At 63.7% G+C, this 23590-nt stretch carries 18 protein-coding genes; 15 read left to right on the top strand and 3 right to left on the bottom strand.

Annotation, left to right across the window (positions count from 1 at the left end; translation table 11 throughout):
- Window positions 1–17: 17 nt before the first annotated feature.
- From hemE to AC15MQ_RS08330, 4 genes are all read left to right on the top strand, one after another.
- Window positions 18–1178, top strand: coding sequence for a uroporphyrinogen decarboxylase (gene hemE / locus AC15MQ_RS08315; protein ID WP_287667334.1), 1161 nt, complete (start codon window positions 18–20; stop codon window positions 1176–1178).
- Between the two features lie 252 nt (window positions 1179–1430).
- Window positions 1431–3449, top strand: coding sequence for a primosomal protein N' (locus AC15MQ_RS08320; RefSeq protein WP_332337626.1), 2019 nt, complete (start codon window positions 1431–1433; stop codon window positions 3447–3449).
- 239 nt (window positions 3450–3688) lie between these two features.
- Window positions 3689–5182 carry a Ppx/GppA phosphatase family protein gene (locus AC15MQ_RS08325; RefSeq protein ID WP_332337627.1) on the top strand — a complete coding sequence of 498 codons (1494 nt, stop codon included), beginning with the start codon at window positions 3689–3691 and terminating at the stop codon, window positions 5180–5182.
- Window positions 5183–5237: 55 nt separating this feature from the next.
- Complete coding sequence (locus AC15MQ_RS08330; RefSeq protein WP_483079859.1) at window positions 5238–6473, top strand: hypothetical protein; 1236 nt, start codon at window positions 5238–5240, stop codon at window positions 6471–6473.
- 37 nt (window positions 6474–6510) lie between these two features.
- Here the strand turns inward: AC15MQ_RS08330 and AC15MQ_RS08335 are convergent, their stop codons facing one another.
- Genes AC15MQ_RS08335 through AC15MQ_RS08345 form a run of 3 tightly spaced genes read right to left on the bottom strand, consistent with a single transcriptional unit; the run spans window position 6511 to window position 9288 of the window.
- Window positions 6511–7710: an MFS transporter gene (locus AC15MQ_RS08335; RefSeq protein WP_483079860.1), complete on the bottom strand. Its 1200-nt coding sequence runs from the start codon at window positions 7708–7710 to the stop codon at window positions 6511–6513.
- A 2-nt stretch (window positions 7711–7712) separates the two neighbouring features.
- Window positions 7713–8384, bottom strand: a complete 672-nt coding sequence (locus AC15MQ_RS08340; RefSeq protein WP_483079861.1) for an MOSC domain-containing protein — start codon at window positions 8382–8384, stop codon at window positions 7713–7715.
- A gap of 1 nt (window position 8385) precedes the next feature.
- The gene (locus AC15MQ_RS08345) at window positions 8386–9288 is read right to left on the bottom strand and encodes an ROK family protein (RefSeq protein WP_483079862.1); all 903 of its coding nucleotides are present in this window, start codon (window positions 9286–9288) and stop codon (window positions 8386–8388) included.
- Window positions 9289–9737: 449 nt separating this feature from the next.
- Here AC15MQ_RS08345 and AC15MQ_RS08350 point away from each other — a divergent pair, with 449 nt between their 5' ends.
- From AC15MQ_RS08350 to AC15MQ_RS08400, 11 genes are all read left to right on the top strand, one after another.
- Entirely contained in the window at window positions 9738–13328 is a 3591-nt protein-coding gene (locus AC15MQ_RS08350; RefSeq protein WP_483079863.1) for a helicase-related protein, read from the top strand.
- Between the two features lie 63 nt (window positions 13329–13391).
- The gene (locus AC15MQ_RS08355) at window positions 13392–14723 is read left to right on the top strand and encodes an AAA family ATPase (RefSeq protein ID WP_483079864.1); all 1332 of its coding nucleotides are present in this window, start codon (window positions 13392–13394) and stop codon (window positions 14721–14723) included.
- Window positions 14724–14738: 15 nt separating this feature from the next.
- On the top strand, window positions 14739–15380 hold the full coding sequence (locus AC15MQ_RS08360; protein ID WP_287667320.1) for an RloB family protein: 642 nt from the start codon (window positions 14739–14741) through the stop codon (window positions 15378–15380).
- Window positions 15377–18307 (top strand): DUF1156 domain-containing protein, encoded by a 2931-nt coding sequence (locus AC15MQ_RS08365; protein ID WP_483079865.1) that lies wholly within the window; start codon window positions 15377–15379, stop codon window positions 18305–18307. The genes AC15MQ_RS08360 and AC15MQ_RS08365 overlap by 4 nt, the downstream gene beginning before the upstream one ends.
- A 19-nt stretch (window positions 18308–18326) precedes the next feature.
- Entirely contained in the window at window positions 18327–18632 is a 306-nt protein-coding gene (locus AC15MQ_RS08370) for a nucleotidyltransferase family protein (protein ID WP_287653257.1), read from the top strand.
- Window positions 18619–18957, top strand: coding sequence for a HepT-like ribonuclease domain-containing protein (locus tag AC15MQ_RS08375; RefSeq protein ID WP_287653258.1), 339 nt, complete (start codon window positions 18619–18621; stop codon window positions 18955–18957). Before AC15MQ_RS08370 ends, AC15MQ_RS08375 begins: the two co-directional genes overlap by 14 nt.
- Before the next feature lie 18 nt (window positions 18958–18975).
- Window positions 18976–19365 (top strand): nucleotidyltransferase domain-containing protein, encoded by a 390-nt coding sequence (locus AC15MQ_RS08380; RefSeq protein ID WP_287653259.1) that lies wholly within the window; start codon window positions 18976–18978, stop codon window positions 19363–19365.
- Window positions 19349–19750: a HEPN domain-containing protein gene (locus AC15MQ_RS08385; RefSeq protein WP_483079866.1), complete on the top strand. Its 402-nt coding sequence runs from the start codon at window positions 19349–19351 to the stop codon at window positions 19748–19750. The genes AC15MQ_RS08380 and AC15MQ_RS08385 overlap by 17 nt, the downstream gene beginning before the upstream one ends.
- A gap of 2 nt (window positions 19751–19752) precedes the next feature.
- Window positions 19753–23082: a Swt1 family HEPN domain-containing protein gene (locus AC15MQ_RS08390; protein ID WP_483079867.1), complete on the top strand. Its 3330-nt coding sequence runs from the start codon at window positions 19753–19755 to the stop codon at window positions 23080–23082.
- A 44-nt stretch (window positions 23083–23126) separates the two neighbouring features.
- The gene (locus AC15MQ_RS08395; RefSeq protein ID WP_483079868.1) at window positions 23127–23420 is read left to right on the top strand and encodes a hypothetical protein; all 294 of its coding nucleotides are present in this window, start codon (window positions 23127–23129) and stop codon (window positions 23418–23420) included.
- Window positions 23417–23590 carry a hypothetical protein gene (locus AC15MQ_RS08400; RefSeq protein ID WP_353739655.1) on the top strand — a complete coding sequence of 58 codons (174 nt, stop codon included), beginning with the start codon at window positions 23417–23419 and terminating at the stop codon, window positions 23588–23590. The genes AC15MQ_RS08395 and AC15MQ_RS08400 overlap by 4 nt, the downstream gene beginning before the upstream one ends.

Raw genomic sequence — 23590 nt, forward strand, 5'->3', positions numbered from 1 at the left:
CGCCGGTGGAGCCTCTCGTGACCCGACCCTGCAATGACAGCTTTCTGCGCGCCCTGCTCAAGGAACCCACCGAATATACGCCGGTCTGGCTGATGCGCCAGGCGGGTCGCTATTTGCCCGAGTATTGTGAAACGCGCAGGCGTGCCGGCAGTTTCCTGCAGTTGTGCAAGAACCCGGCGATGGCTTGCGAGGTCACGCTGCAGCCACTCGCGCGCTATGATCTGGACGCGGCGATCCTCTTCTCCGATATCCTGACCGTGCCCGATGCGATGGGGCTCGGGCTGTACTTCAGTGACGGCGAAGGACCCCGCTTCGAGCGCCCGTTACGCGAGGAGTGGGCAATCCGCGACCTCAGCGCGCCGGACCCGTGGGACCACCTGCGTTACGTGATGGACGCGGTGAGCGAAATCAGGCGCGCACTGAACAACTCGGTGCCCTTGATCGGTTTTTCCGGCAGTCCTTACACCCTGGCCTGCTACATGGTCGAAGGCGCTTCGAGTACCGACTACCGTTGTATCAAGAGCATGCTTTACAACCGCCCCGACCTGCTGCATCGCATTCTGTCGGTGACCGCCGACGCCGTGAGCGCCTACCTCAATGCCCAGATCGAGTCGGGAGCGCAGGCGGTCATGATCTTCGATTCCTGGGGAGGGTCGCTTTCGGCGGCGGCTTATCAGGAGTTCTCGCTGCCCTACCTGCGGCGCATCATCGCCACCCTCATTCGCCAGCAGAACGGCGAACGTGTGCCATCGATCGTGTTTACCAAGGGCGGCGGACTATGGCTGGAATCAATAGCCGATATCGGCTGCGACGCCATCGGTGTCGACTGGACCATCGACATCGGCGAAGCACGCCGGCGTGTCGGTCACCAGGTGGCATTGCAGGGGAACCTCGATCCGGGCGTGCTGTTTGCCACCCCGGAGACGATCGCCGCGGAGGCCGGAAAGGTGCTGGCCAGCTATGGTGCGGACGGCACCGGCCATGTCTTCAACCTGGGTCATGGCATCTCCCAGTTTACGCCACCGGAAAACGTGACGGCGCTGGTTGATGCGGTGCACACCCGTAGCCGCCTCCTGCGGAGCGGTACCGACCGGAAATCCCCCCAGGCGCTTGACTTATTCACAGAAACCATGGCGACTTCCGGTCCGCCGAGTGGGTCTTCTGCAAATCCCGGGTAGATTGGCAACTGGCTGATTTGTAAGGAGGTTTAAATTGCCTATTTTTCCGGCAATGACTCTGAAACCCTTGCAGGGAGGGCCTTTGCGGCCTTTGCGGAGGGTTTGCTCCACAGAGTTATCCACAGGATCTGTGTATCGGACGGAAAGCGTCTAAAACTGAACACCTTACCCGCATTTGAGAGAACTGGCGCGAGCTTCACGCGCTAAGTGGACAGCGAATTCCCGCCGCGCAAAACCCCATTTGCCGACCTCATGACCGTGCCGCAAATTGCCCGCGTCGCACTCGATGTGCCGCTGCGCCGCCTTTTTGACTATCGCGTTGCCGACGGCGAGTTTTTGTCGATGGCGGACATCGGCTATCGTGTACGGGTGCCGTTTGGTCAGCAAAACAAGATCGGAATCCTCGTCGAGTTGCCGGTGGCGACCGATATTCCGATCGCCCAGCTCAAAGCGATCGATGGCATCCTGCGCGATGTGCCGACCCTCCCTCCAGACTGGTTCCGCCTGACCGGGTTTTGCGCGAGCTACTACCACGCGCCTCTCGGCCAGGTGATGTTATCCACCCTGCCGGCCAGCCTGCGTGCGCTGGCGCCCCGGAGGCACCGGCAGCGCCGGCCGGAACACCCCCTTGCCGGCGCACAACAGGCACCTGTCCTGACCCTCGAACAGGAGGCTTCGCTGGCCGCGATTGCCGTAGGCGCCGAAGGTTTCCGTGCTTATCTGCTGCACGGTGTGACTGGCAGCGGCAAGACCGAGGTCTATCTGCGGCTGATCGAGCGCGCTCTGGCTGCCGGACGGCAGTCGCTGTTGCTGGTCCCAGAAATCAACCTCACTCCACAACTCGAAGCGCGTCTTGCCGCCCGTTTTCCTGCCGCCGGCCTGGTCAGTCTGCACAGTGAACTGGGCGAGGCCGCCCGCAGCCGCAACTGGCGGGCCGCACTGAACGGCGAGGCGAGGATCGTCGTCGGCACGCGGCTCGCGGTATTCACCCCACTGCCCGAGATCGGCCTGATCGTGGTCGACGAGGAGCATGACGCCTCTTTCAAGCAACAGGACGGGATTCGCTATTCGGCGCGCGATCTTGCCGTCTTCCGCGCTCGCGACAGAGGCATTCCGATTGTTCTTGGTTCCGCGACGCCATCCCTGGAGAGCTGGGCCAACGCCAGTGGCAGCGACACGAGCGGGCGCTACCGGCTGTTGACCTTGCGCGGGCGGGCCGTGGACGGAGCGCGTCTGCCTCTCGTCCGCTGCATCGACACGCGTGTCGACAAACCCCGGGACGGCCTCTCCAGTACCTTGCTGCTGGCCATCGAACAGCGTCTGGCGCGTGCCGAGCAGAGCCTGGTCTTTCTCAATCGGCGCGGCTACGCACCGGTGCTGGCCTGCGCTGCATGCGGCTGGAGTTCATCCTGCCAGCGCTGTGCTGCCCACCTGGTGCTGCATCTCGCCGACCGTCGCCTGCGCTGTCACCATTGCGGTTACGAGACACGTGTGCCGAAAACCTGCCCCACCTGTGGCAACCAGGATCTCGGCGCCTTCGGCCGCGGGACACAGCGGATCGAAGTGGCTCTTGCCGAGCGCTTCCCGCAGGCCCGCATCCTGCGCGTGGACCGCGATTCGGCAAGCAGCCGCAAGCAGTGGGAGGCGGTGGTGGAGACGATTCAGAACGGCGCGGCCGACATCCTGGTCGGCACCCAGATGCTGGCCAAAGGCCATGATTTCCCGAAGCTCACGCTGGTTGGCGCCGTGGCTCCCGACGCGGCGCTGTTTGCCGCCGACTGGCGTGCGCCCGAGCGCCTGTTCGCGCAGTTGATGCAGGTCGCCGGTCGTGCCGGCCGCGCCGAACGGCCGGGCGAGGTGCTGATCCAGACCCAGTACCCCGACCACCCGATCTACCAGGCCCTCGTTCGCCACGACTATCCCGCCTTCGCCGCGGCGCAACTCGGAGAGCGGCAACAGGCCGGTTTCCCGCCCTACGCTTACCAGGCGATGCTTCGCGCCGAGGCCCCACGGATGGCCGATGCACTGTCCTTTCTTGCCGCCGCGCGGGCCTGTTCCCTGCACGACGACAGCCATTCAGTGACCTTTTACGATCCGGTGCCGATGCGCCTTTCGCGGCGGGCCAGCCTCGAACGCGGTCAGTTACTGGTCGAGTCCTCATCCCGGCGCGCGTTGCAGCGCTTCCTGGACGTATGGGTGACGCAGGTCGAAGCCATCCGCGCGCCCTCACGCCTCCGCTGGCACCTAGAAGTTGACCCGCTCGAATTCTGATCCCAGGCCAGGAAAACCCTTGCGGCCGCGCAACCTGCCCGTAGTGTGAAGGAATTCACGCGCTGCCGAGCGCAGCTCCGCTATGCTCCGCTCGGCCACGCAACGCATTTCGCGGGTCTTTCGGCGAGGTGGCTGGGGATGAATCTCCAGCAGGTCCCCTGGCCCGGGCAGCCCGACGCTGGGTGGGTCGAGCAGGTTCCGGTCTGCGGCTTTGGTTAACCCTGTGCAGGAGTTCCGACGTGTCTTCCGACTTCGTAGCCGCAATCGACCTCGGGTCGAACAGTTTTCACATGATCGTCGCCCGCATCGTGAATGGGCACGTGCAGGTTCTCGACCGCTTGCGGGAGATGGTCCAGCTCGCCGCCGGCCTGGACGGCCGCAACCGTCTCTCGGCGGACTCGCAGCAGCGGGCTCTGGAATGCCTGGCACGCTTCGGTCAGAGATTGCGCCACATTCCACCGGCGCGTCTGCGCATCGTCGGTACCAACACCCTGCGGCAGGCACGCAACAGCGCCGAATTCATCACCCGCGCCGAGCAGGTCCTCGGGCACCGGGTCGAAATCGTCAGCGGCCAGGAGGAGGCACGGCTGATCTATCTGGGCGTCGCCCACAGCGTCGGCGACGTGACCGGCCAGCGCCTGGTGATCGATATCGGCGGTGGCAGTACCGAGCTGATTATCGGGGAGAAGTTCGAACCGCGTCATTTGGCGAGCCTGCGCATGGGCTGCGTCAGTTTGAGCCGTGCCTGCTTTGCCGATGGTCGGGTAACCGCCGCGCGCCTGCGTGAAGCCGAATTACTGGTTCAACTGCACCTCGCACCGGTGCGCGAGGAGTATCTGGCGCGTGGCTGGGAAGTGGTCACCGGGGCCTCCGGGTCGATCAAGGCCATTCAGGACGTGCTCATCAGCGAAGGCTGGAGCCGTGAAGGGATCACCCTTGAAGGCCTGCGGCGGCTGCGGGCGGCGCTGCTGGAGGCGCGCGACACGGCCGGGATAGCCGAACGCTGGCAACTGGAGCCGGCGCGCGCGCGTGTCTTCGTCGGCGGCTTCGTGGCCCTGCACGGACTCTGCGAGGCGCTCGCCGTCCAGCATCTGGAGGTTTCCGAGGGTGCCCTGCGCGAGGGGCTGATTTACGACCTGCTGGGCCGCATCCGTCACGAAGACGTACGCGACCGCACCATCGCTGACGTCATCCGGCGTTTTGACCTCGATGAGGGCCAGGCCGCCCGAGTGAGTGCCTCGGCCCTCGACTTCCTGCGACAGGTGCGCGCGGCCTGGGATTTGAACGGTCGGGAGGCGCGGCACGTTCTCGACCGCGCAGCACGCCTGCACGAGATCGGCTTGCTGCTGACCCATGACCAATACCACAAACATGGCGCGTACGTGCTTGAACATTCCGATCTGCCGGGCTACTCGCGGGACGATCAACGTCTGCTCTCGGCATTGGTGCGGCGCCACCGGCGATCATTTCCCAACGATGCGTTCGCGCATTTGCCGTGCGATTGGGCGCGCCCGGCGCGCCGCCTGTGTGTTCTGCTGCGATTGGCGGTGGTCCTGCATCGCGGGCGGAGCAACGAGCCCCTGCCGGAGATCAGTCTGCGCGTACAGCGGCAGCGCCTGCGCCTGCAATTCCCTTCGGGATGGCTGGCGGCGCATCCCCTGACACGCGCCGACCTGCAGCATGAAGCCCGATTGCTCGCCAAGGCGGGATTCGTGCTGCAGCCTGGCCGTTGAATTCGGGTGCCCGCAAGCCGGTCTGGTTTCGCGGCCTCACCGTCATCCCGCCGGCGTGAAGCGTCTCCTGATCTGGCTGCTGGGATGCTTGCTGCTGCCGCTGCTGATCGTCCTTGCCACCCTTGAGCGGGCGCCGCTGGTCAGCCGCAGCGAAAGCATCTCACCGGCGTCGATTGCCGAGGCCAAGCGCTTGTTGGCCAATAACGATCCTCGCCGCCTGCAACGCGGTGATCAGCGAACGGCGTCTATCCCCGCGCCGCTGATCGACGAGGCCATCAATCACCTGGTGAGTCGCAGCCTGCACGGGCGCGGCACCTTCGCGCTGGCCGAGGAAACGGCGGAAATACGGATCAGCGTCCCGGTTCCCGGTCTGGCGGGATACCGATACTGGAATCTGCGCGCGCAACTCCAGGAGGCCGAAGGCGAACCGCGCATCGTTGCCGCCTCGCTTGCCAATTTGCCGGTTCCCTCGCGTTTGGCGGAGTTCTGCCTCAACTCGGCGATCGGCCTCGCCGGCTTCTCGGATGAATGGCGGGCCGCCCGGCAACTCATCCGCAAGCTGGCCTTCGAACCGGCTCGCGGCGTCGTCGAGGTGAGCTACGTGTGGGAGCCCGGGGTACTCGCACACGCGCGCGCTCGGGCCTTTCCACCCGAAGACATCGCGAGCATGGCGGCTGCCCAGAAAGCCCTGGCCGCCCAACTCGACCATTACTCCGCGCGCGCGCGCGTTCCTCTCGGGCAGGTCCTCAGTGGTCTTCTGGCAGCGGCAGCCTCCGGGGAGGCCACGCTTCGTCAGCGGCGAGCCGCGCTGCTCGTTCTTGCGAGCTATCTGGCGGAAAAGAACCTGGCGGTATTGATCCCCGAGGCGAGGCACTGGCCGCGTCCCCGGCGATTGAAGCTGATCCTGCTCGGCCGCTACGACAGCGCCCAACATTTTGCCGTTTCGGCGGCCCTGGCAGCCTGGGCCGGTGAACCCGCGGCGAATGCGATTGGACTGTACAAGGAAGTCGAGGACTCCCGGGGTGGCAGCGGCTTTTCTTTCGCCGATCTGGCCGCGGACCGTGCCGGGACACGTTTCGGCGAACTGGTTGCCGAGGGTTCATCACGCCTGGACGTCGCGCTGCGCGGCAGTCTCGGCGACAGCGATCTGGCTCCCTCTCTCGATGGGCTTCCCGAGGCCCTCTCCGAAGCCGAATTCCAGCGCCGCTATGGTGGCCGCGACAACCCGGCCTATCGGCAACTGCTGTCTGAAATCGAGCGCCGCCTGGCTGCCTTGCCGCTGTACCGTTGAGGGCCCCTGGTGTCTCGGCAGCTTTCGCTTCGATTGCTCAGCGCCCGCGTCGGCTGCTGATGCAAAACCAGGCGTAGGCTGCCAACTGGGCGGCAAGCAGGGACAGAAAAGCGTTGCGGTGAGCCATGGCCAGGTTCTGCCCCTGCGCCTGCAGGCAATCGATCAGCACCCCCAGTCCCCACTGCACGCCAAAGGCGCCCACGAAAACCATCAGGTTGAAAGCGGTGTTGGCGCGACCCGACAGCACTACCGGAAAGCCCGCAGCGGCCTGTGAATAGGCCAGCGTGCCAAAGCTCGAAAAGCTGCCGTAGGCGACCCACAGCAGGTAGCTATGATGCGTGCTTTCGGTGGCGATCAGCGCGAGCGTCAGCAACGACAGACCGAGTCCGCTGGCGAGCAGCATCACCGGCCTGATCCCGCGACGCGCCAGGCCGGTGGCCAACAGCCCGATCAGAACGTAGGAGATCAGCATCGCCACGCTCATCCCGGCCAGGTGGTCGGCGGCTGTCGTACGGTCGTAACCGTTGACCTGCATCAGCCAGGAGATCGACCACAGGCTTTGCACCGCCATGAAACCGCCCGTCAGCGTCAGCCCGAGCGGCACAAAGCGCCAGAAGTGGGCGCTGGCGAAAACCGTCTTGACGCCGTTCCACTGCACGGACAGCGGCTCGGGCGGGTGGTCGGCGTGACGCTCGGGAACGCTCAGGAACAGCCAGACGGCCACCGCCAGCGTCAGCGCGGCGAGGGCGAAGAAGATCTCCCGCCAGCCGGCGAAGCGCAACGCCGCCTCCAGAGGGGCGCTGGCGGCGAGGGCACCGAGGCCCCCGGAGGTCATGATCCAGCCGGTCAGCGACGCCTGCCGGTCAAGCGGAAACCACAGGGAAAATGCCTTGAAGGCGGCCATCAGGCACGCCGAAACGCCGAGTCCAATCAGACCGCGACCGATCGCCAGTTCCGTGACGCTCTGACCGAGGGCAAAGACCACCGCGCCGGCGGCAGCGATCAACAATAGACCGGATTCGACCCGGCGTGCCCCGAAGCGGTCGAGCAGCATGCCGAGCGGCAGTTGCGCGGCAGCGAAAGCCAGAAAATAGGCACTGGTCAGCAGTCCCAGACTGCCAGCGCCAAGATCCAGGTCCTTGCTCAGGACCGGGCCGATCACGGCGTTGGCCGTGCGGTAGAGGTACGAGAGAAAATAAGCGCCTGCGAAAGGCAGGAAAAGTCTGACCCAGAGCATGACTAGCGCTGGGCCCGTTCGCCGCCGTGCCGGCGCAACCAGCGCGCACGCTCGATCAGCTTCCGCTGCCAGTCAGCGGTCAACCCCGGCGCCCCGGACAGTTCCTCGACCTGCGCGGGATGCGGGCGATGTTCGCGCCAGACCTGCCACAATTCGGCGAGCGACACCGCGCCCGGCAGACGGTCCACGAGTTCGAGTACATCGCCTGTGCTGAGCATGCCGGGTTCGAGTACCCGGTAGTACCAGCCGGTAAGGCCGGTTTCCGCAATCGTTCGCGCCACCCCGTCGCTGCCGTAGCGATAGTCGATCTTCCAGCACGGGCTGCGCGGCTGGCTGACCTGGAGCAGGCTGCCACCGAGCCGGAACATGTCTCCGATCGAGACGTTCCACTCATCGAAGCCATTCGCTGAAACATTCTCGCCGATGCTGCCCGGAACAAACTTCTCGGCGACGCCCGGAAAACGCTCGGCAAGCTGACGATAGTTCTCGGCGGCGTAGTAATGGAGGGCCTTTTCGGGTCCACCATGGACACGACGGTCCGCTTGCATGTCTCCGGCCAGGCCGTCGACAGCCAGATGAACCGGCCCGCTGATCGCCTGTTTGTAGATGCCGGTCCATTGACCTTCGGCGTCGATCTTCGTCAGCCCGCCACTGAACAACTGCACTGTCGCCATTTCACTCTCCGTTCCAGAGCCAGGCCGCACCGCGCACGCCGGATGAGTCGCCGTGCAGGTTGCGCAACAGGCGGGTGCGGATCGTATCCGAAAACACATGCGCCGCCCACAACCTGGGCACCGTATCGTACAGCCGCGCGATGTTCGAAAGTCCACCACCCAGCACGACCACATCGGGGTCGAGGACGTTGACCACCTGCGCCAGTGCCTTGGCCAGGCGCCGTTCATAGCGCCCAAGCGCCGCCGCGCACGCCGCGTCGCCCGCCTCGGCCCTGTTCGCGATCTCCTCGGCACTCAGCGACTGCCCGCCATGACGCCAGTGGTCGTCGCTGAGTCCCGGCCCGGACAGCCAGGTTTCGACACAGCCGCTGCGCCCGCAGTAACAGGGTGCCGGCGGCAGACTTTCCTCGTCTGGCAGGGGCAGCGGATTGTGACCCCACTCGCCGGCGATGCGATTGGCGCCGGCGAGTGCGCGCCGATGCACCACCACTCCACCGCCAACGCCGGTACCGAGAATGACGCCGAAAACGACTTCCGCGCCACGGCCGGCACCATCGACTGCCTCGGAGAGGGCAAAACAGTTGGCGTCGTTGGCCAGACGGACCTCACGTTGCAGCAGTGCCTCGAGATCCAGCCGCAGCGTTTGCCCAATCAGCCAGGTCGAATTGGCATTCTTGATGCGACCGTCGCTGAACGATTCGGCACCGGGGATGCCGATGCCGACGCTGGCTTTCCGCCCCAAATCGCTTTCTGCGGCTGCGACCATATCGCCGATCGCTCGGAGCGTCGCCTGGTAGTCACCCTTTGGCGTTGGGCGACGCCTGCGCAGCAGCACCTGCCCGCTTGCCTCCAGAGCAACCAGCTCGATCTTGCTGCCGCCGAGGTCGATTCCAATTCGTAACATGTTATTTATGAATGACTTCCGCTGTGGCAATAAGCAAATGGCTACGCATCTGGCGACAGGTCTGGCGCTGATGCACGTTCATGGCGTTAACAGGCTGATCATAATGAAGAAATCACAGGGTGCCACGATATCTTGGCGCCATGCGGCAAAGTATTTCAGGATTGATGACTTTGCCGGGCTGGACAGCCACATTGCGGGCAGTCTGCATTCTGTCATTCCCCGGTGCAACGCCTCAACGAGACGCGCCGACTCGACTTTCGCCGCTGACTGCCCACGCGTATGATGAACGGTGATCCCCAATCTTGAGCACTTCCCTGTCCGGCATCAGCGGCAACTTTCATTTGACTTTGAAGGCCTTTGGGGATGATAGACCCGTGCCATAGCGCTATCTGGAACGATGGCTGTCGCCATTTATCATGCCGGGGAATAAATCCAGGCTACGATTGGCCATGAAACTCGAACAACTTAAGACCAATGCCGCTATCCGCGGCATCGTTCCCGACACCCTGGTGAGCGTGGTCAACGTCCAGTGGTTTGGCTCAGAGGCGCTGGAGCTGACCTACAAGACGGCTGCCGGCAAGGTGGCCAACGAACTGCTCTACCGCCACGACGAACCGCGCCTCGAACTCGTCGAGCAGGGTCGTCCGTGGAGCTTCGATGGCGACGGCGCGCTCTTCCGCCTGGTTTCCGAGGCTCAGCGCATTCGCCTCGCGCATCTCTTCGACCCGGTGCTGGCGGTACACACCTCGATCGTCGACCCGCTGCCGCACCAGATCACCGCCGTCTACGAAACCATGCTGCCTCGCCAGCCGCTGCGCTTCCTCCTGGCGGACGATCCCGGCGCCGGCAAGACGATCATGGCCGGCCTGCTGATCAAGGAACTGGTCGCCCGTGGCGACCTGCAACGCTGCCTGATCGTCTGCCCCGGCAGCCTGGCCGAACAGTGGCAGGACGAGCTCTATCGCCGGTTTCATCTGCCCTTCGAGATCCTCACCAACGACAAGCTCGAAGCGGCACGCACCGGCAACTGGTTCCTCGAAACCAACCTGTGCATTGCCCGCCTCGACAAGCTCTCGCGCAATGAAGACGTGCAGCAGAAACTGCAGGTGCCCGATTGCCGCTGGGATCTGGTGGTCTGCGACGAAGCGCACAAGATGTCGGCGACCGTGTTCGGTGGCGAGACCAAGTACACCAAGCGCTATCGCCTTGGTCAACTGCTCTCGACGCTCACACGCCACTTCCTGCTGATGTCGGCGACGCCGCACAACGGCAAGGAAGCCGATTTCCAGTTGTTCATGGCGCTGCTCGACGGCGACCGTTTCGAGGGACGTTACCGCGATGGCGTGCACACGGCCGACGTGTCGGACCTGATGCGCCGGATGGTGAAGGAGAGCCTGCGCAAGTTCGACGGCACGCCGCTGTTCCCCGAGCGAATCGCCTACACCGTGCCCTACAGACTCTCGGACGCCGAGGCGGCGCTGTACCGGGCAGTCACCGACTACGTGCGCGAGGAATTCAACCGTGCCGAGGCGCTGGAAAACGACAAGCGCGCCGGCACCGTCGGTTTCGCCCTGACCATCCTGCAGCGGCGTCTGGCGTCCTCGCCCGAGGCCATCTACCAATCGCTGCGCCGCCGGCGCGAACGGCTGGAAGGCCGACTGCGGGAACTGGAGGTGCTGCAGCGTGGCGGCCAAACCACGAACATCCTCCCGGCGTCACTGCCTGCCCTCGACAACGAAGACGTTGCAGACCTGGACGAAGCACCCGACAACGAAGTCGCTGCCGCCGAGGAAGAAATCCTCGACCAGGCCACCGCCGCGCGCTCGATCGCCGAACTGCGCATCGAGATCGAAACCCTGAAAGGGCTCGAAAGCCAGGCACTGGCCGTCCGCCGCAGCGGCACCGACACCAAGTGGTGCCAACTGGCCAGCTTGCTCTCCGAGATCTTCACACCGGCCGGCAGCGGCCACCGCGTCGCCGAACCGCCGGCCCCCTACGGCGCCGGTCCGATCCCACCCCCCATCCCTTCTCCACACCAGAAGCTGGTCATCTTCACCGAGCATCGCGACACGCTCAACTATCTTCAACAACGCATCGGCACGCTGCTCGGCCGCCAGGAAGCGGTCGTCGTCATCCACGGTGGCATCGGCCGCGAAGAGCGCCTCAAGGTGCAGGAATCGTTCAAGCACGACCCCGAAGTGCAGGTACTGCTGGCGACCGATGCCGCCGGCGAGGGCATCAACCTGCAGCGCGCGCATCTGATGGTCAATTACGACCTGCCCTGGAACCCCAACCGGATCGAACAACGCTTCGGCCGTATCCACCGGATCGGCCAGACCGAGGTTTGCCACCTGTGGAATCTGGTGGCGGACGACACGCGCGAAGGCGACGTCTATCGCCGCCTGCTGGAAAAGCTCGAACAGGCACGCCAGGCCCTTGGTGGGCAGGTGTTCGACGTGCTCGGCAAACTCGCCTTCGAGTCCAACGGCAAGGTCATGTCACTGCGCGAACTGCTGATCGAGGCCATCCGCCACGGTGAGAAGCCCGAGGTCAAAGCCTTCCTCACCACGGTCCTCGATGTCGCGACGGATTGCGAACACCTGCAGAGCCTGCTCGAAGAACGCGCGCTCGCCCACGACGCCATGGACGCCAGCCGGGTGCAGCGCATCCGCGAAGACATGGAGCGCGCCGACGGCCGGCGGCTGCAACCCCATTACATCGAGTCGTTCTTCCACGAAGCCTTCAAGCGACTCGGCGGCACCGCCAGGCAGCGCGAACCCCGGCGCTACGAAATCACCCACGTTCCCGCACCGGTGCGCAACCGCGATCGCCTGATCGGCATCGGCGAACCCGTTCTGCCGCGCTATGAGCGGATCGCCTTCGAAAAATCGCTCGTCGCACCGCAGGGCCACCCGCTGGCAGCATTTGTCTGCCCCGGTCATCCCTTGCTCGACGCCGTGATCGACCTGACGCTGGAACGTCATCGTGATCTGCTGAAACGCGGCAGCGTGCTGGTTGACGAACGCGATCCCGGAATGCGGCCGCGGGTGCTGTTCTACCTCGAACATGCCATCCAGGACGCCGGCCTCACCCGCGCCGGCGAACGTCGGGTCGTGTCGAAACGCATGCTCTATGTCGAAGTCAACGCCGACACGACGACGCGGCATGTGCACTACGCGCCCTATCTCGACTATCGCCCAATCGCTACGGGCGAACCCGGTATCGAAACGATCCTCGACCGCCCCGAGTGCCAGTGGATCACGCGCGAGCTTGAGAAGCAGGTCCAGGGCCATGCCATCACCCAGGTCGTACCGGAACACCTGGCCGAGGTCCGCGGGCGCAAGCTCGAACTGATCGGCAAGACCGAGGCTGCGGTCAAGGAGCGCCTCACCAAGGAAATCACCTGGTGGGACCACCGCGCCGAAGAACTCAAGCTCCAGGAGCTGGCAGGGAGACCCAATGCCAAACTCAACTCCGGCGAGGCACGCAAGCGCGCAGACCTTCTTCAAGGGCGGCTCGAAAAACGTCTGGACGACTTGAAGCTGGAAGCGCAAATCTCACCGCTGCCGCCGGTGGTGCTGGGCGGCATGCTGGTGGTACCGATCGGTCTGATCAAGGCCATGACCGGCGAAACAGCGAGCACGCCCACGGCGCCCGTCGATACGCAAATCAGCGCCGCCCGCGCGCGCGCGATCATCATGGACATCGAGCGCCAGCTCGGCTTCGACCCCACCGACCGTGAATTCGAGAAGCTAGGCTACGACATCGAAAGCCGCGTTCCCGGCACCGGCAAGCTGCGCTTCCTCGAAGTGAAGGGCCGCGTTGCCGGTGCGCCGACGATCACCGTCACGCGCAACGAGATTCTCTACTCGCTCAACAAGCCTGAGGACTTCATTCTTGCCATTGTCGAGTTTCTCGACAGCGAGACACACCAGGCGCACTACCTGCGCCAACCCTTCAGTCGAGAGCCAGATTTTGGCGTCACCAGCGTGAACTATGACTTTGCCGAACTACTGGTGCGGGCGGAGGCGCCACGGTAACAAGCTGGTAACGATCCTTGCAACCTGGATTTGGGTTGCGAAATTGCGGAAAATAAGCAAGAATTGAGCGTATATTTTTCTTTTGATGAATCGGCAGACATGTTGATTGAGTTTAGTGTCACAAATTTCCGCTCGATCCGGACCCAGCAAAAGCTAAGCATGGTGGCGAGCCCGGACGTCGCGCATCTTCAGCGCAACGTTAGCCCGGGGCAGACCAAAGAGCTGCGCCTGCTACGATCGGCGGTCATCTATGGTGCCAATGCGGCAGGCAAGAGCAACGTTCTTCGAGCCGTGGAGACCTTCCGGCAAATGGTGCAGAACTCCGCTACGGGTTTCCAGGAAGGCCAAGCCATCCCCGTGACGCCGTTTCTCTTTGCACAGGCGTCATGTGCGGAGCCTTCGGAATTCGAGATCATCTTCACCACCGACGAGGGTGTCCGCTATCACTACGGCTGGGCGGCAAGTTCGGGGCGCGTATTCAAGGAATGGCTGGTGGCTTATCCGCATGGCCGCGCGCAGCGGTGGTTTGAACGGGAATACGACGCGGAAAGCAAGACACAAAGGTGGTGGTTCGGTCCCAACTTCAGTGCCGAACGGGCGGAGCGCAAGGTCTGGCAGGAGTTCACCCGGGACAACGCCTTGTTTCTATCGACGGCCATTCAACTGAACAATGTTCAACTCCGGCCGATTTTCAACTGGATTACCCAGAAACTCATCGTGTTGGTTCCCGGCGTCGACATGAACCCATTTCTGAGTCTGAACCTCCTGCGGGACGCGGGTGAGCAAGAACAGATCATGCGTTTTATGCGCGCGGCGGATATCGGCATTGATCGTTTGGAACTGCTGGAAGAAGACCATCCCTCGCCCCCTGCGGGCAAGCTCCCTCCGGGCGCCGTACGGGTTCACCTGGAGCTTGGTCTGCCATTGGGTTCTCTTCCGCAAGCGCAGAAGCTCTTGCGCGTCCTGGCGTGGCACAAGCGGGTGGATTCCAGCGAGGAAGTGGCGCTCGACATCGGCGACGAATCCGACGGCACGCAAAAACTGTTTGAATTCTCGGGCGGCTGGCTGCGGGCTCTTGAATGGGGAGCAACGCTACTCGTCGACGAGTTGGACCGCAGCCTGCATCCTCACATGACGCGCTTCCTCGTGGGTCTCTTCCATAGCCGCAAGAACGAAAAGAACGCGCAACTGGTTTTCACGACGCATGACACGACCTTGCTGGACACTGAACTTCTACGGCGCGACCAGATCTGGTTCGTGGAGAAAGACAAGCAGGGTTCCTCATCCCTCTATTCGCTGCTGGAATACTCGCCCAGGAAGGATGAAGCCCTGGAACGTGGCTATCTCAAAGGCCGCTACGGAGCGATTCCGTTCATCGGCAGCTACGGGGATTGACACATGGTGCGCCGTATGCCGATTTCGAAGCTGCGGGACAGTGGATCATTCCGTCGTACGGCAGGACAGAAGCCACCTCGATCCATCACCCTCATCGTGTGCGAGGGCGAAACCGAACAGGAGTATTTCGAGGCCGCGCGTATCAAGTACGGGCTGACGACGGCGGAAATCGTTCTTGCCGAGAACACGAAAGGCGCGGCGCCGATCAGCGTCGTTGCCTGTGCCGAGGCGAAGTGTGCGGAGCGCGGCGGCTATGATCGGATTTTTTGCGTCTTCGACCGTAACGGCCACGAAAGCTTTGACCGGGCGCGGACACGGATCGCAACGCTGGCCGGGCGCAAGAACAAGCCGCTCCCCGTTCTGGAAGCGATTTCGATCCCCTGCTTCGAATTCTGGGTGCTCCTGCACCACGAAAGAACGGACGCTCCGTTCAACCGTTGCGCGGACGTCATCGAACGGCTTCGCGAGCGCATGCCCGGCTACGAAAAAGCGAATGCCGCAATCGTCCGGCAACTCATGTCGAGGCTGCAAGACGCCCTCGAAAGCGCCGCCTGGGTCGAGAATCGGGCAGAGCACACCGGGCACAACCCGTACACCTCGGTTCACCACGTGCTCCGGCATTTCGCGCAAGTGGCCGATCAGAAGGACATCACGTGATCCACAAGAAGAAACTCATCGAAGTCGCGCTGCCGCTGGAGGCGATCAACATCGCCAGCGCACGCGAGAAATCCATCCGCCACGGCCACCCGAGCACGCTGCACCTGTGGTGGGCGCGGCGACCACTGGCGGCAGCGCGGGCGGTGATCTTCGCGCAGATGGTCGATGACCCGTCGGCGCACCCGGACATCTTCCCCACCGAGAAGAAGCAGGAGAAGGAGCGGCAGCGGCTGTTCCGCATCATCGAGGAACTGGTCAAGTGGGAGAACACGACCAACGAGACGGTATTGCAGCAGGCGCGCGACGAAATCTGGCAGAGCTGGCGCTACACCTGCGCCGAGAATGCCGACCATCCACGGGCGAAGGAACTGTTCGACCGCTACAAACTCCCGGCTTTTCATGACCCCTTCGCCGGCGGCGGCGCGCTGCCGCTCGAAGCGCAGCGGCTGGGGCTGGAGAGCTACGCCAGCGACCTGAATCCGGTGGCGGTGCTGATCAACAAGGCGATGATCGAGATACCGCCGAAGTTCGCCGGCAAGCCGCCGGTCAATCCGGAATCGCGCCGGAAGCTGGACGCATCGGGATCGTGGCGGGGAGCGACCGGCCTGGCCGAGGACGTGCGCCATTACGGCCAGTGGATGCGCGACGAGGCCGAGAAGCGCATCGGCCATCTCTACCCGAAGATCGAGGTCACCGCCGACATGGCGAAGGATCGACCCGACCTGAGCCCCTATACGGGCAGGAAACTCACGGTGATCGCCTGGCTGTGGGCGCGCACGGTCAAGAGCCCCAACCCGGCTTTCGCCCACGTCGATGTGCCGCTGGCCTCGACCTTCATGCTCTCGACCAAGGCCGGCAAGGAAGCCTATGTCGAACCGGTGATCGAAGGCAGCGGCTATGGGTTCACTGTGAAGGTCGGAGCGCCGCAAGATGCTGTGGGTGCGAAGGCGGGCACCAAACTCGCACGGGCAAATTTCGGATGCCTAATGTCTGGAGCACCCATTTCCGGCGACTACATCAAGGCCGAGGGCAAGGCCGGGCGCATGGGCGCGCGGCTGATGTCCATCGTCGCCGAGGGTGATCGCGGGCGGGTCTATCTCGCACCAACGCCTGAAATGGAAGCCATTACCCTGACCGCGCGGCCGACGTGGAAACCGGAAGGCGATATTCCCATACGAATGACCGGTGGCAACTGCACGCCCTACGGACTGACCACTTGGTGCGACCTCTTCACTTCTCGCCAACTCGTCGCACTGACGACCTTTTCCGACCTGGTGCAGGAAGCACGCGAGCGGGTGAAACGCGACGCCATCGTCGCCGGCCTGCCCGACGACGGCAAAGCCCTCGCAAAAGGCGGCCGGGGCGATGCGGCCTATGCCGATGCGGTTGGGGTGTATATGGCGTTTGCGATCAGTCGCTCCGCCGACCGGGGGTCGAGTGTCTGCTCATGGGATAACAGTCCCAAGATGGAAGCGCTTCGTAACACCTTCGGACGGCAGGCAATTCCGATGGTCTGGGATTTTGCAGAGGGAAACCCTTTCTCGGAGTCCAGCGGCAATTGGATGAATAACGTCGAGTGGGGCGCGAAAGCTGTTGCAAACATGCTGGGCAACGCTGGCGGAAGTGCAATTCAGGCCGACGCAACTAGGCAAGAGACATCCAGTGGCAAGGTTGTTTCTTGCGACCCGCCTTACTACGACAACATCGGCTACGCCGACCTCTCGGATTTCTTCTACGTTTGGCTGCGTCGCACGTTGAAGCCCACTTTCCCCGAGCTTTTCGCCACGCTCGCGGTGCCCAAGGCCGAGGAACTGGTGGCAACGCCCTACCGTCACGGCAGCAAGCAAAAGGCTGAGACCTTTTTCCTCGATGGCATGACGCAGGCCATGCACCGGCTCGCCGAGCAGGCGCATCCAGCTTTTCCCGTGACCATCTACTATGCCTTCAAGCAGGCGGAAAGCGACGGCGCGGACGGCACGACCAATACCGGCTGGGACACTTTTCTCGCTGCCGTCATCGAAGCCGGTTTCGCCATCAGCGGCACCTGGCCGATGCGCACCGAACTGAGCAACCGCATGATCGGCTCGGGCACCAACGCCCTCGCTTCCAGCATCGTCCTCGTCTGCCGCCAGCGACCCGCCAACGCACCCACCGCCACCCGCCGCGATTTCGTCACCGCGCTCAAGGCCGAACTGCCTGCCGCCATCCGCTTGCTTCAGGGTCTGCCGCAGCGCCAATCCCCTATGACCTATTCCCTGACCCCTACAACCTTCATCGCCCCGGTGGACCTGGCGCAAGCGGCGATCGGTCCCGGCATGGCGGTCTATACGCGCTACGCCAAGGTGCTCGATGCCGAAGGCAATCCATTGCCGGTGCGCGCCGCGCTGGCACTGATCAACCAGACCCTCGACGAAGCGCTGGCCGAGCAGGAAGGCGACTTCGACGCCGACAGCCGCTGGGCGCTCACCTGGTTCGACCAGACCGGCTTTGCCGAAGGCGATTACGGGGTCGCCGAGCAGCTTTCCAAGTCCAAGAACACCAGCGTCGGCGGCCTCGACGAAGCCGGCATTCTGGTATCCCGGGCCGGTAGGGTGCGCCTGCTTAAACCCGCCGAACTGCCCGCCGACTGGGATCCGCTGACCGACAAGCGGCTCACGCACTGGGAGATCGTGCACCACCTCATTCGCGCGCTGGAATCCGGCGGTGAGAGCGCCGCCGCCGTGCTGGTCGCCAAGCTCGGCAGCAAGGCGGAAACCGCCCGCGAACTCTGTTACCGTCTCTATACCCTGTGCGAACGCAAGAAGCGCGCCGTCGAAGCCATGGCCTATAACGGTCTCGTGCAGAGCTGGCCGGAAATCACCCGCCTCGCCGCCGAAAAGCCCCGCGCGGTGGCGCCTGGTACGCCTGATCTTTTTGGGCAAGAATGACGCAGCCAAGGAGCGATTGATGAAACGGCTATTGAACCTCGACGAAGAAGCCCTGGCGCGCTTCTGCGAAGCGCATCACATTCGCCGCCTGTCGCTGTTCGGCTCGCAACTCAAGGGAACGGCGAGGCCGGACAGCGACGTCGATCTGCTGGTGGAGTTCGAACCGGATCATATCCCCGGTCTATTGGGCATTGCCGACATGGAACTGACGCTGTCAGAGATGCTGGGGGGGGGGAGGGTCGATTTGCGCACCGCGCAGGATCTCTCCCGTTACTTCCGCGACGAGGTAGTGCGCACGGCAGCGGTGCAGTATGTCGCCGGATGACCGCTGGCGCCTCCAGCACATGATCGAGGCCGCCGATAACGTGCAGAAATTCATTTCCGGTCGCCAGCGCGCCGATCTGGACAGTGATCAGATGCTTGTTTTCGCGATCGTGCGTGCGCTTGAAATCATCGGCGAGGCGGCGAGCAAGATCTCCGAGGAAACGCGAAGCGCGCATGGTGCGATTCCCTGGAAGGCGATCATCGGCATGCGCAACCGTCTCGTCCACGCCTATTTCGACATTGACGTGCGCATAGTCTGGGTGGCAGTGACCGAGGAGTTACCGGCCTTGCTGAGTCAACTGAAAGCGCTGGCGGCAAGCGACTAGAATGAACCGGGATCGCACATGGCCATCACCAACCAGGAGCGCGTCGGCAAGGCGCTGGAACTTCTGAATACTCTGGAGTGCTACGGGAGATCAATCATGGAATGGATTGACCAGGCAAGGATCTGTCTTGCCGAAAGCTTGCCCAAGGGCAGTCGGATGATCGTGTTTGGGTCGCAGGCGCGAGGCGATGCGAGGCCGGATAGCGACCTGGATCTCCTGGTGATCGAACCCGAGGTCGCAGACCGCTTTGCCGAGATCGCGAGGCTCTCGACCCTGCTCGGGCAACGCCTGATTCCGGCCGATGTGGTGGTCATGAGCGCCGAGACTTTCGAGCACCAGAAGCGGGTCTTCAATACGCTTGCCTGGCGTGCGGACCGGGAGGGGCAGGTTCATGACTTCGCCACCTGATCACGCTCGTGCGCTGCTCGCCCGTGCCCGTGACGATTTCTATCTGGTTCGGCATCTGCGCGGGGAAGCGGATGCACCCCTATGGGTTCTGGGTTTACATGCCCGGCAGGCGGTTGAAAAAGCGTTGAAGTCTGTCTTGTCGAGCCGCGGCATCGAATACCCGCGGACTCATAATCTTGTGATGCTGGTAGAGATGTTGCGGCGTGCCCAGATCGGGTTGCCGCCCGATGCCGATGCATTGGGATTGTTGGTGCCCTTTGTCGTGCTGCTGCGGTATGAAGACGTCGAGGGCGCCGAGCCGCAGCAGATTGATCCGGAGGGATTCGATGGCTGCGTGGCCCGAACGATCGATTGGGCAGTGGAAAACTTGAAGAAAGCAGACTGAGCATGGCCCTCACCAACCACGAGCGGGTCGGAAAAGCGCTGGAACTTCTGAAAACCGGTCTGCTGCCGTTCATCGAGCGGGAACTGAAAGCGAAGTATGGCAACGGCTGGGCGTTCGAGGTGAAGGACATCCTCTCCGACACCCGCCTTGCCGCCGGCAAGGGCGAATCGCTGCAGGACGTCGCCGCCTCGCTGGTGGTCATGGACCGCAAATGGACCGAAGTCTTCCGCCAGATTCTCGGCAAGAGCGAGCGCAGTCTGGTCAATGAACTGCTGGGCGTGCGCAACGCCTGGGCGCACCAGGAACCCTTCTCCAGCGACGACGCCTACCGCGCATTGGATTCCGCCGGGCGTCTGCTGTCCGCCGTTTCGGCCGCGCAGGCGGACGACGTGGACAAGATGAAGATGGAACTGCTGCGCGTGCGCTTCGACGAGCAGGCGCGCAGCGAAAAGCGGAAATCGGCCAGCACGGCCGTCGAGAGCGGCGTGGCCGGCAACCTCAAGCCCTGGCGCGAAGTGGTGATGCCGCATGCCGACGTGGCCAGCGGTCGCTACCAGCAGGCCGAGTTCGCCGCCGATCTGTGGCAGGTGCATCTGGGCGAGGGGACAGACGAATACAGGAACCCGGTAGAGTTCTTCCGCCGCACCTACCTGACCGAAAGCCTGAAGGGGATGCTGGTCGGCGCGGTGCAGCGCCTCACCACCGGCCGCGGCGACCCGGTGGTGCAGTTGCAGACCAACTTCGGCGGCGGCAAGACGCACTCGATGCTGGCGCTCTACCATCTGTTCTCGGGCATCGCGCCGACCGAGCTGGCCGGCATCGACGAAGTGATGTCCGCCGCGGGCGCCAGCAGGATTCCGACCGTCCGGCGCGTGGTGCTGGTGGGCAACAAGATTTCTCCGGGCAACCCGTCGACCAAGCCCGACGGCACGCTCGTGCGTACGCTGTGGGGCGAACTGGCCTGGCAGCTTGGCGGCAGACAGGCGTTCGCGCGGCTGGCCGCCGACGATGAGAAAGCGACCAGCCCCGGCGACGTGCTGCGCGAGCTGTTCAACGACTACTGCCCGTGCGTGATCCTGGTGGACGAGTGGGTGGCCTATGCGCGCCAACTCCACGACCAGAGCGACCTGCCGGCCGGCGGCTTCGAAACACAATTCACCTTTGCGCAGGTGCTGACCGAATCGGCGAAGCTGGCGAAGAACTGCCTGCTGGTGATCAGCTTGCCGGCGTCGGATACCTCCGGCTCGCCACACACGCAGGCCAATGATGTCGAAGTCGGCGGTACACGCGGCCGCGAGGCGCTCGACCGGCTGCGCAACGTCGTCGGGCGTGTCGAAGCCTCGTGGCGCCCGGCGAGTGCCGAAGAAGGTTTCGAAATCGTTCGCCGGCGCCTGTTCCAGCCGCTTGCCGACCCGGCGCAGTTCAAGGACCGGGACGTCGTGGCGCGCGCCTTCGCCGATTTCTACCGCACGCAGCAGGCCGAGTTTCCACCCGAGTGCCGCGAAAGCGACTACGAGAAACGCATCCGCGCGGCGTATCCGATCCACCCGGAAGTCTTCGACCGGCTGTATACCGACTGGTCGACGCTGGTCAAATTCCAGCGCACGCGCGGCGTACTGCGGTTGATGGCGGCGGTGATTCACAGTCTTTGGGAGAAGGGCGACCGCAATCCGCTGATCCTGCCCGGCAACGTGGCGATCGACGACGCGCGCGTGCAGTCCGAGCTGACGCGCTATCTCTCGGACAACTGGGTGCCGGTGATCGAGAAGGACGTCGATGGGCCAAACTCACTGCCGCTGAAGCTCGACCGGGACTTGCCCAATCTGGGCCGCGTCTCGGCGTGCCGGCGGGTGGCGCGCGCGATCTACATGGGCTCGGCGCCGACCACCGACGCCGCGCACAAGGGGATCGAGGATCGGCGCGTGAAACTTGGCTGCGCGATGCCTGGCGAATCGCCGGCGGTGTTCGGCGACGCCCTGCGTCGCCTGGCCGGCGCGGGAACCTACCTCTACCAGGACGGGCCGCACTACTGGTATTCCACGCAGCCGACGGTCACCAAGCTCGCCGAAGACCGCGCCGAGCAGTTCAAGCGCAATCCGGACAAGGTCGCGCAGGAGATCGAACAACGCCTGCGCAAGGATCTGGAGCGCAAGGGCGACTTTGTGCGCATTCATCCGATGCCAGCGACCGGCGCCGATGTGCCGGACGATCTGGACGCGCGCCTGGTCGTGCTGGGCGTCAATCATCCGTACAGCAGGGAAGGTAACAGCGCCGGCGAACTGGCCGCGCGTGCCATTCTGGAATCGCGCGGCAATGCACCCCGCCTGTACCGGAACACGCTGGTTTTTCTGGCGGCGGACAAGACCCGCTTGCAGGACCTCGACGAAGCGGCACGCAAATACCTGGCGTGGGAGTCGATCCTCGCCGAGAAGGGGCAGCTCAACCTGACTCCCTATCAGGTTACCCAGGCCGAGACGCAAAGAGCTGCGGCGGATGGCACGGTCACCGCGAGGCTGCCGGAAACCTGTCAATGGCTGCTTGTGCCGGTACAGGCGACACCACAAGCACCGATCACCTGGGAGGCACAGCGGCTATCCGGGGCGGAGGCGCTGGCCGTGCGCGCCAGCAAGAAGCTGCGCAGCGATGAGCTGTACCTGACCAGCTTCGCCTCGACGCGCCTGCGCATGGAACTCGACCGTGTGCCGCTCTGGCGCAGCAACCATGTCGCGGTGAAGCAACTCGTCGAGGATTTTGCCCGTTATCTCTACCTGCCGCGCCTGAAGGATTCGACGGTGCTTCTGCATGCGATCGGCGACGGGATGACGCTGCTGACCTGGGAGCAGGACAGCTTCGCCTTTGCCGACAGTTTCGATGCCGCGGCGGGTCGCTACAAAGGCTTGCGCGGTGGGCAGATGGTAATGCTGTCCGACCCTCACATGCCGGGGTTGCTGGTCAAGCCCGAGGTGGCGGCGAAGCAACTCAAGGCGGAACGTACGGCGCCTCCAGTGGCGCGACCGGAATCGCCAGGGGGCGACACTGGAACGAAGTCTCACCCGCCACACGTGACTCCATCAGATCCTCAACCCGTGGCGACGAAAGCCAAACGCTTCCACGGTGCAGTAACCCTCGACACCGCGCGCGTGGGCCGCGACGCAAGCCGCATCGCCGAGGAAGTGATTGCGCATCTCTCAGGACTGGTCGGCGCGACGGTGACCGTCACGCTGGAAATAGAAGCGGCGATTCCCGCCGGGGTGCCGGATCACGTCGTGCGCACCGTCACCGAGAACAGCCGGACGCTGAAATTCACGAGCCAGGGGTTCGAGAAGGAGTGATTGGCGGACGCCTGCGCCACCGCCCACCGCCCCGGATCCGATCAATGGAATCGCACCCCCAATCACCACACCTCCTTCATTTCCTTCGCCACCTCATCGATTCCGGCATCCCGATTCTTCTCGATGAGGCGAAGACCCAACTCGTGGATGCCACTCAAGATAGCTTCAAATTCCGGGGTTTCACGATTCAGATGAGTCGAAGGGCCAGCACTGGAAAACCATACCCGAATGTCCGCCCGGAGGACAAGTCGCTGAAGAAGACCAAGGCGAGACTGACGGGACGGAATCTGACCGCCACCCCCTTGAGCGACATCTTGGGAAGCGTAACCGCAGCCTGAGAGGCTGGGCCAACTACTTCCACTATCGGAACTCAAGTGCGGCAATGAGCAAGGTCAGGCAACATGCGGAAGCCTGCTCTCTACGCTACCCTGTTTTCCTGAAATGCCCGGGCGACCAGCCTGTAGAAGGCTGGCCGGCGAGCATGCCGGAGTACAATGCACCGCTATAA

Source organism: Candidatus Accumulibacter propinquus, from assembly GCF_056856495.1.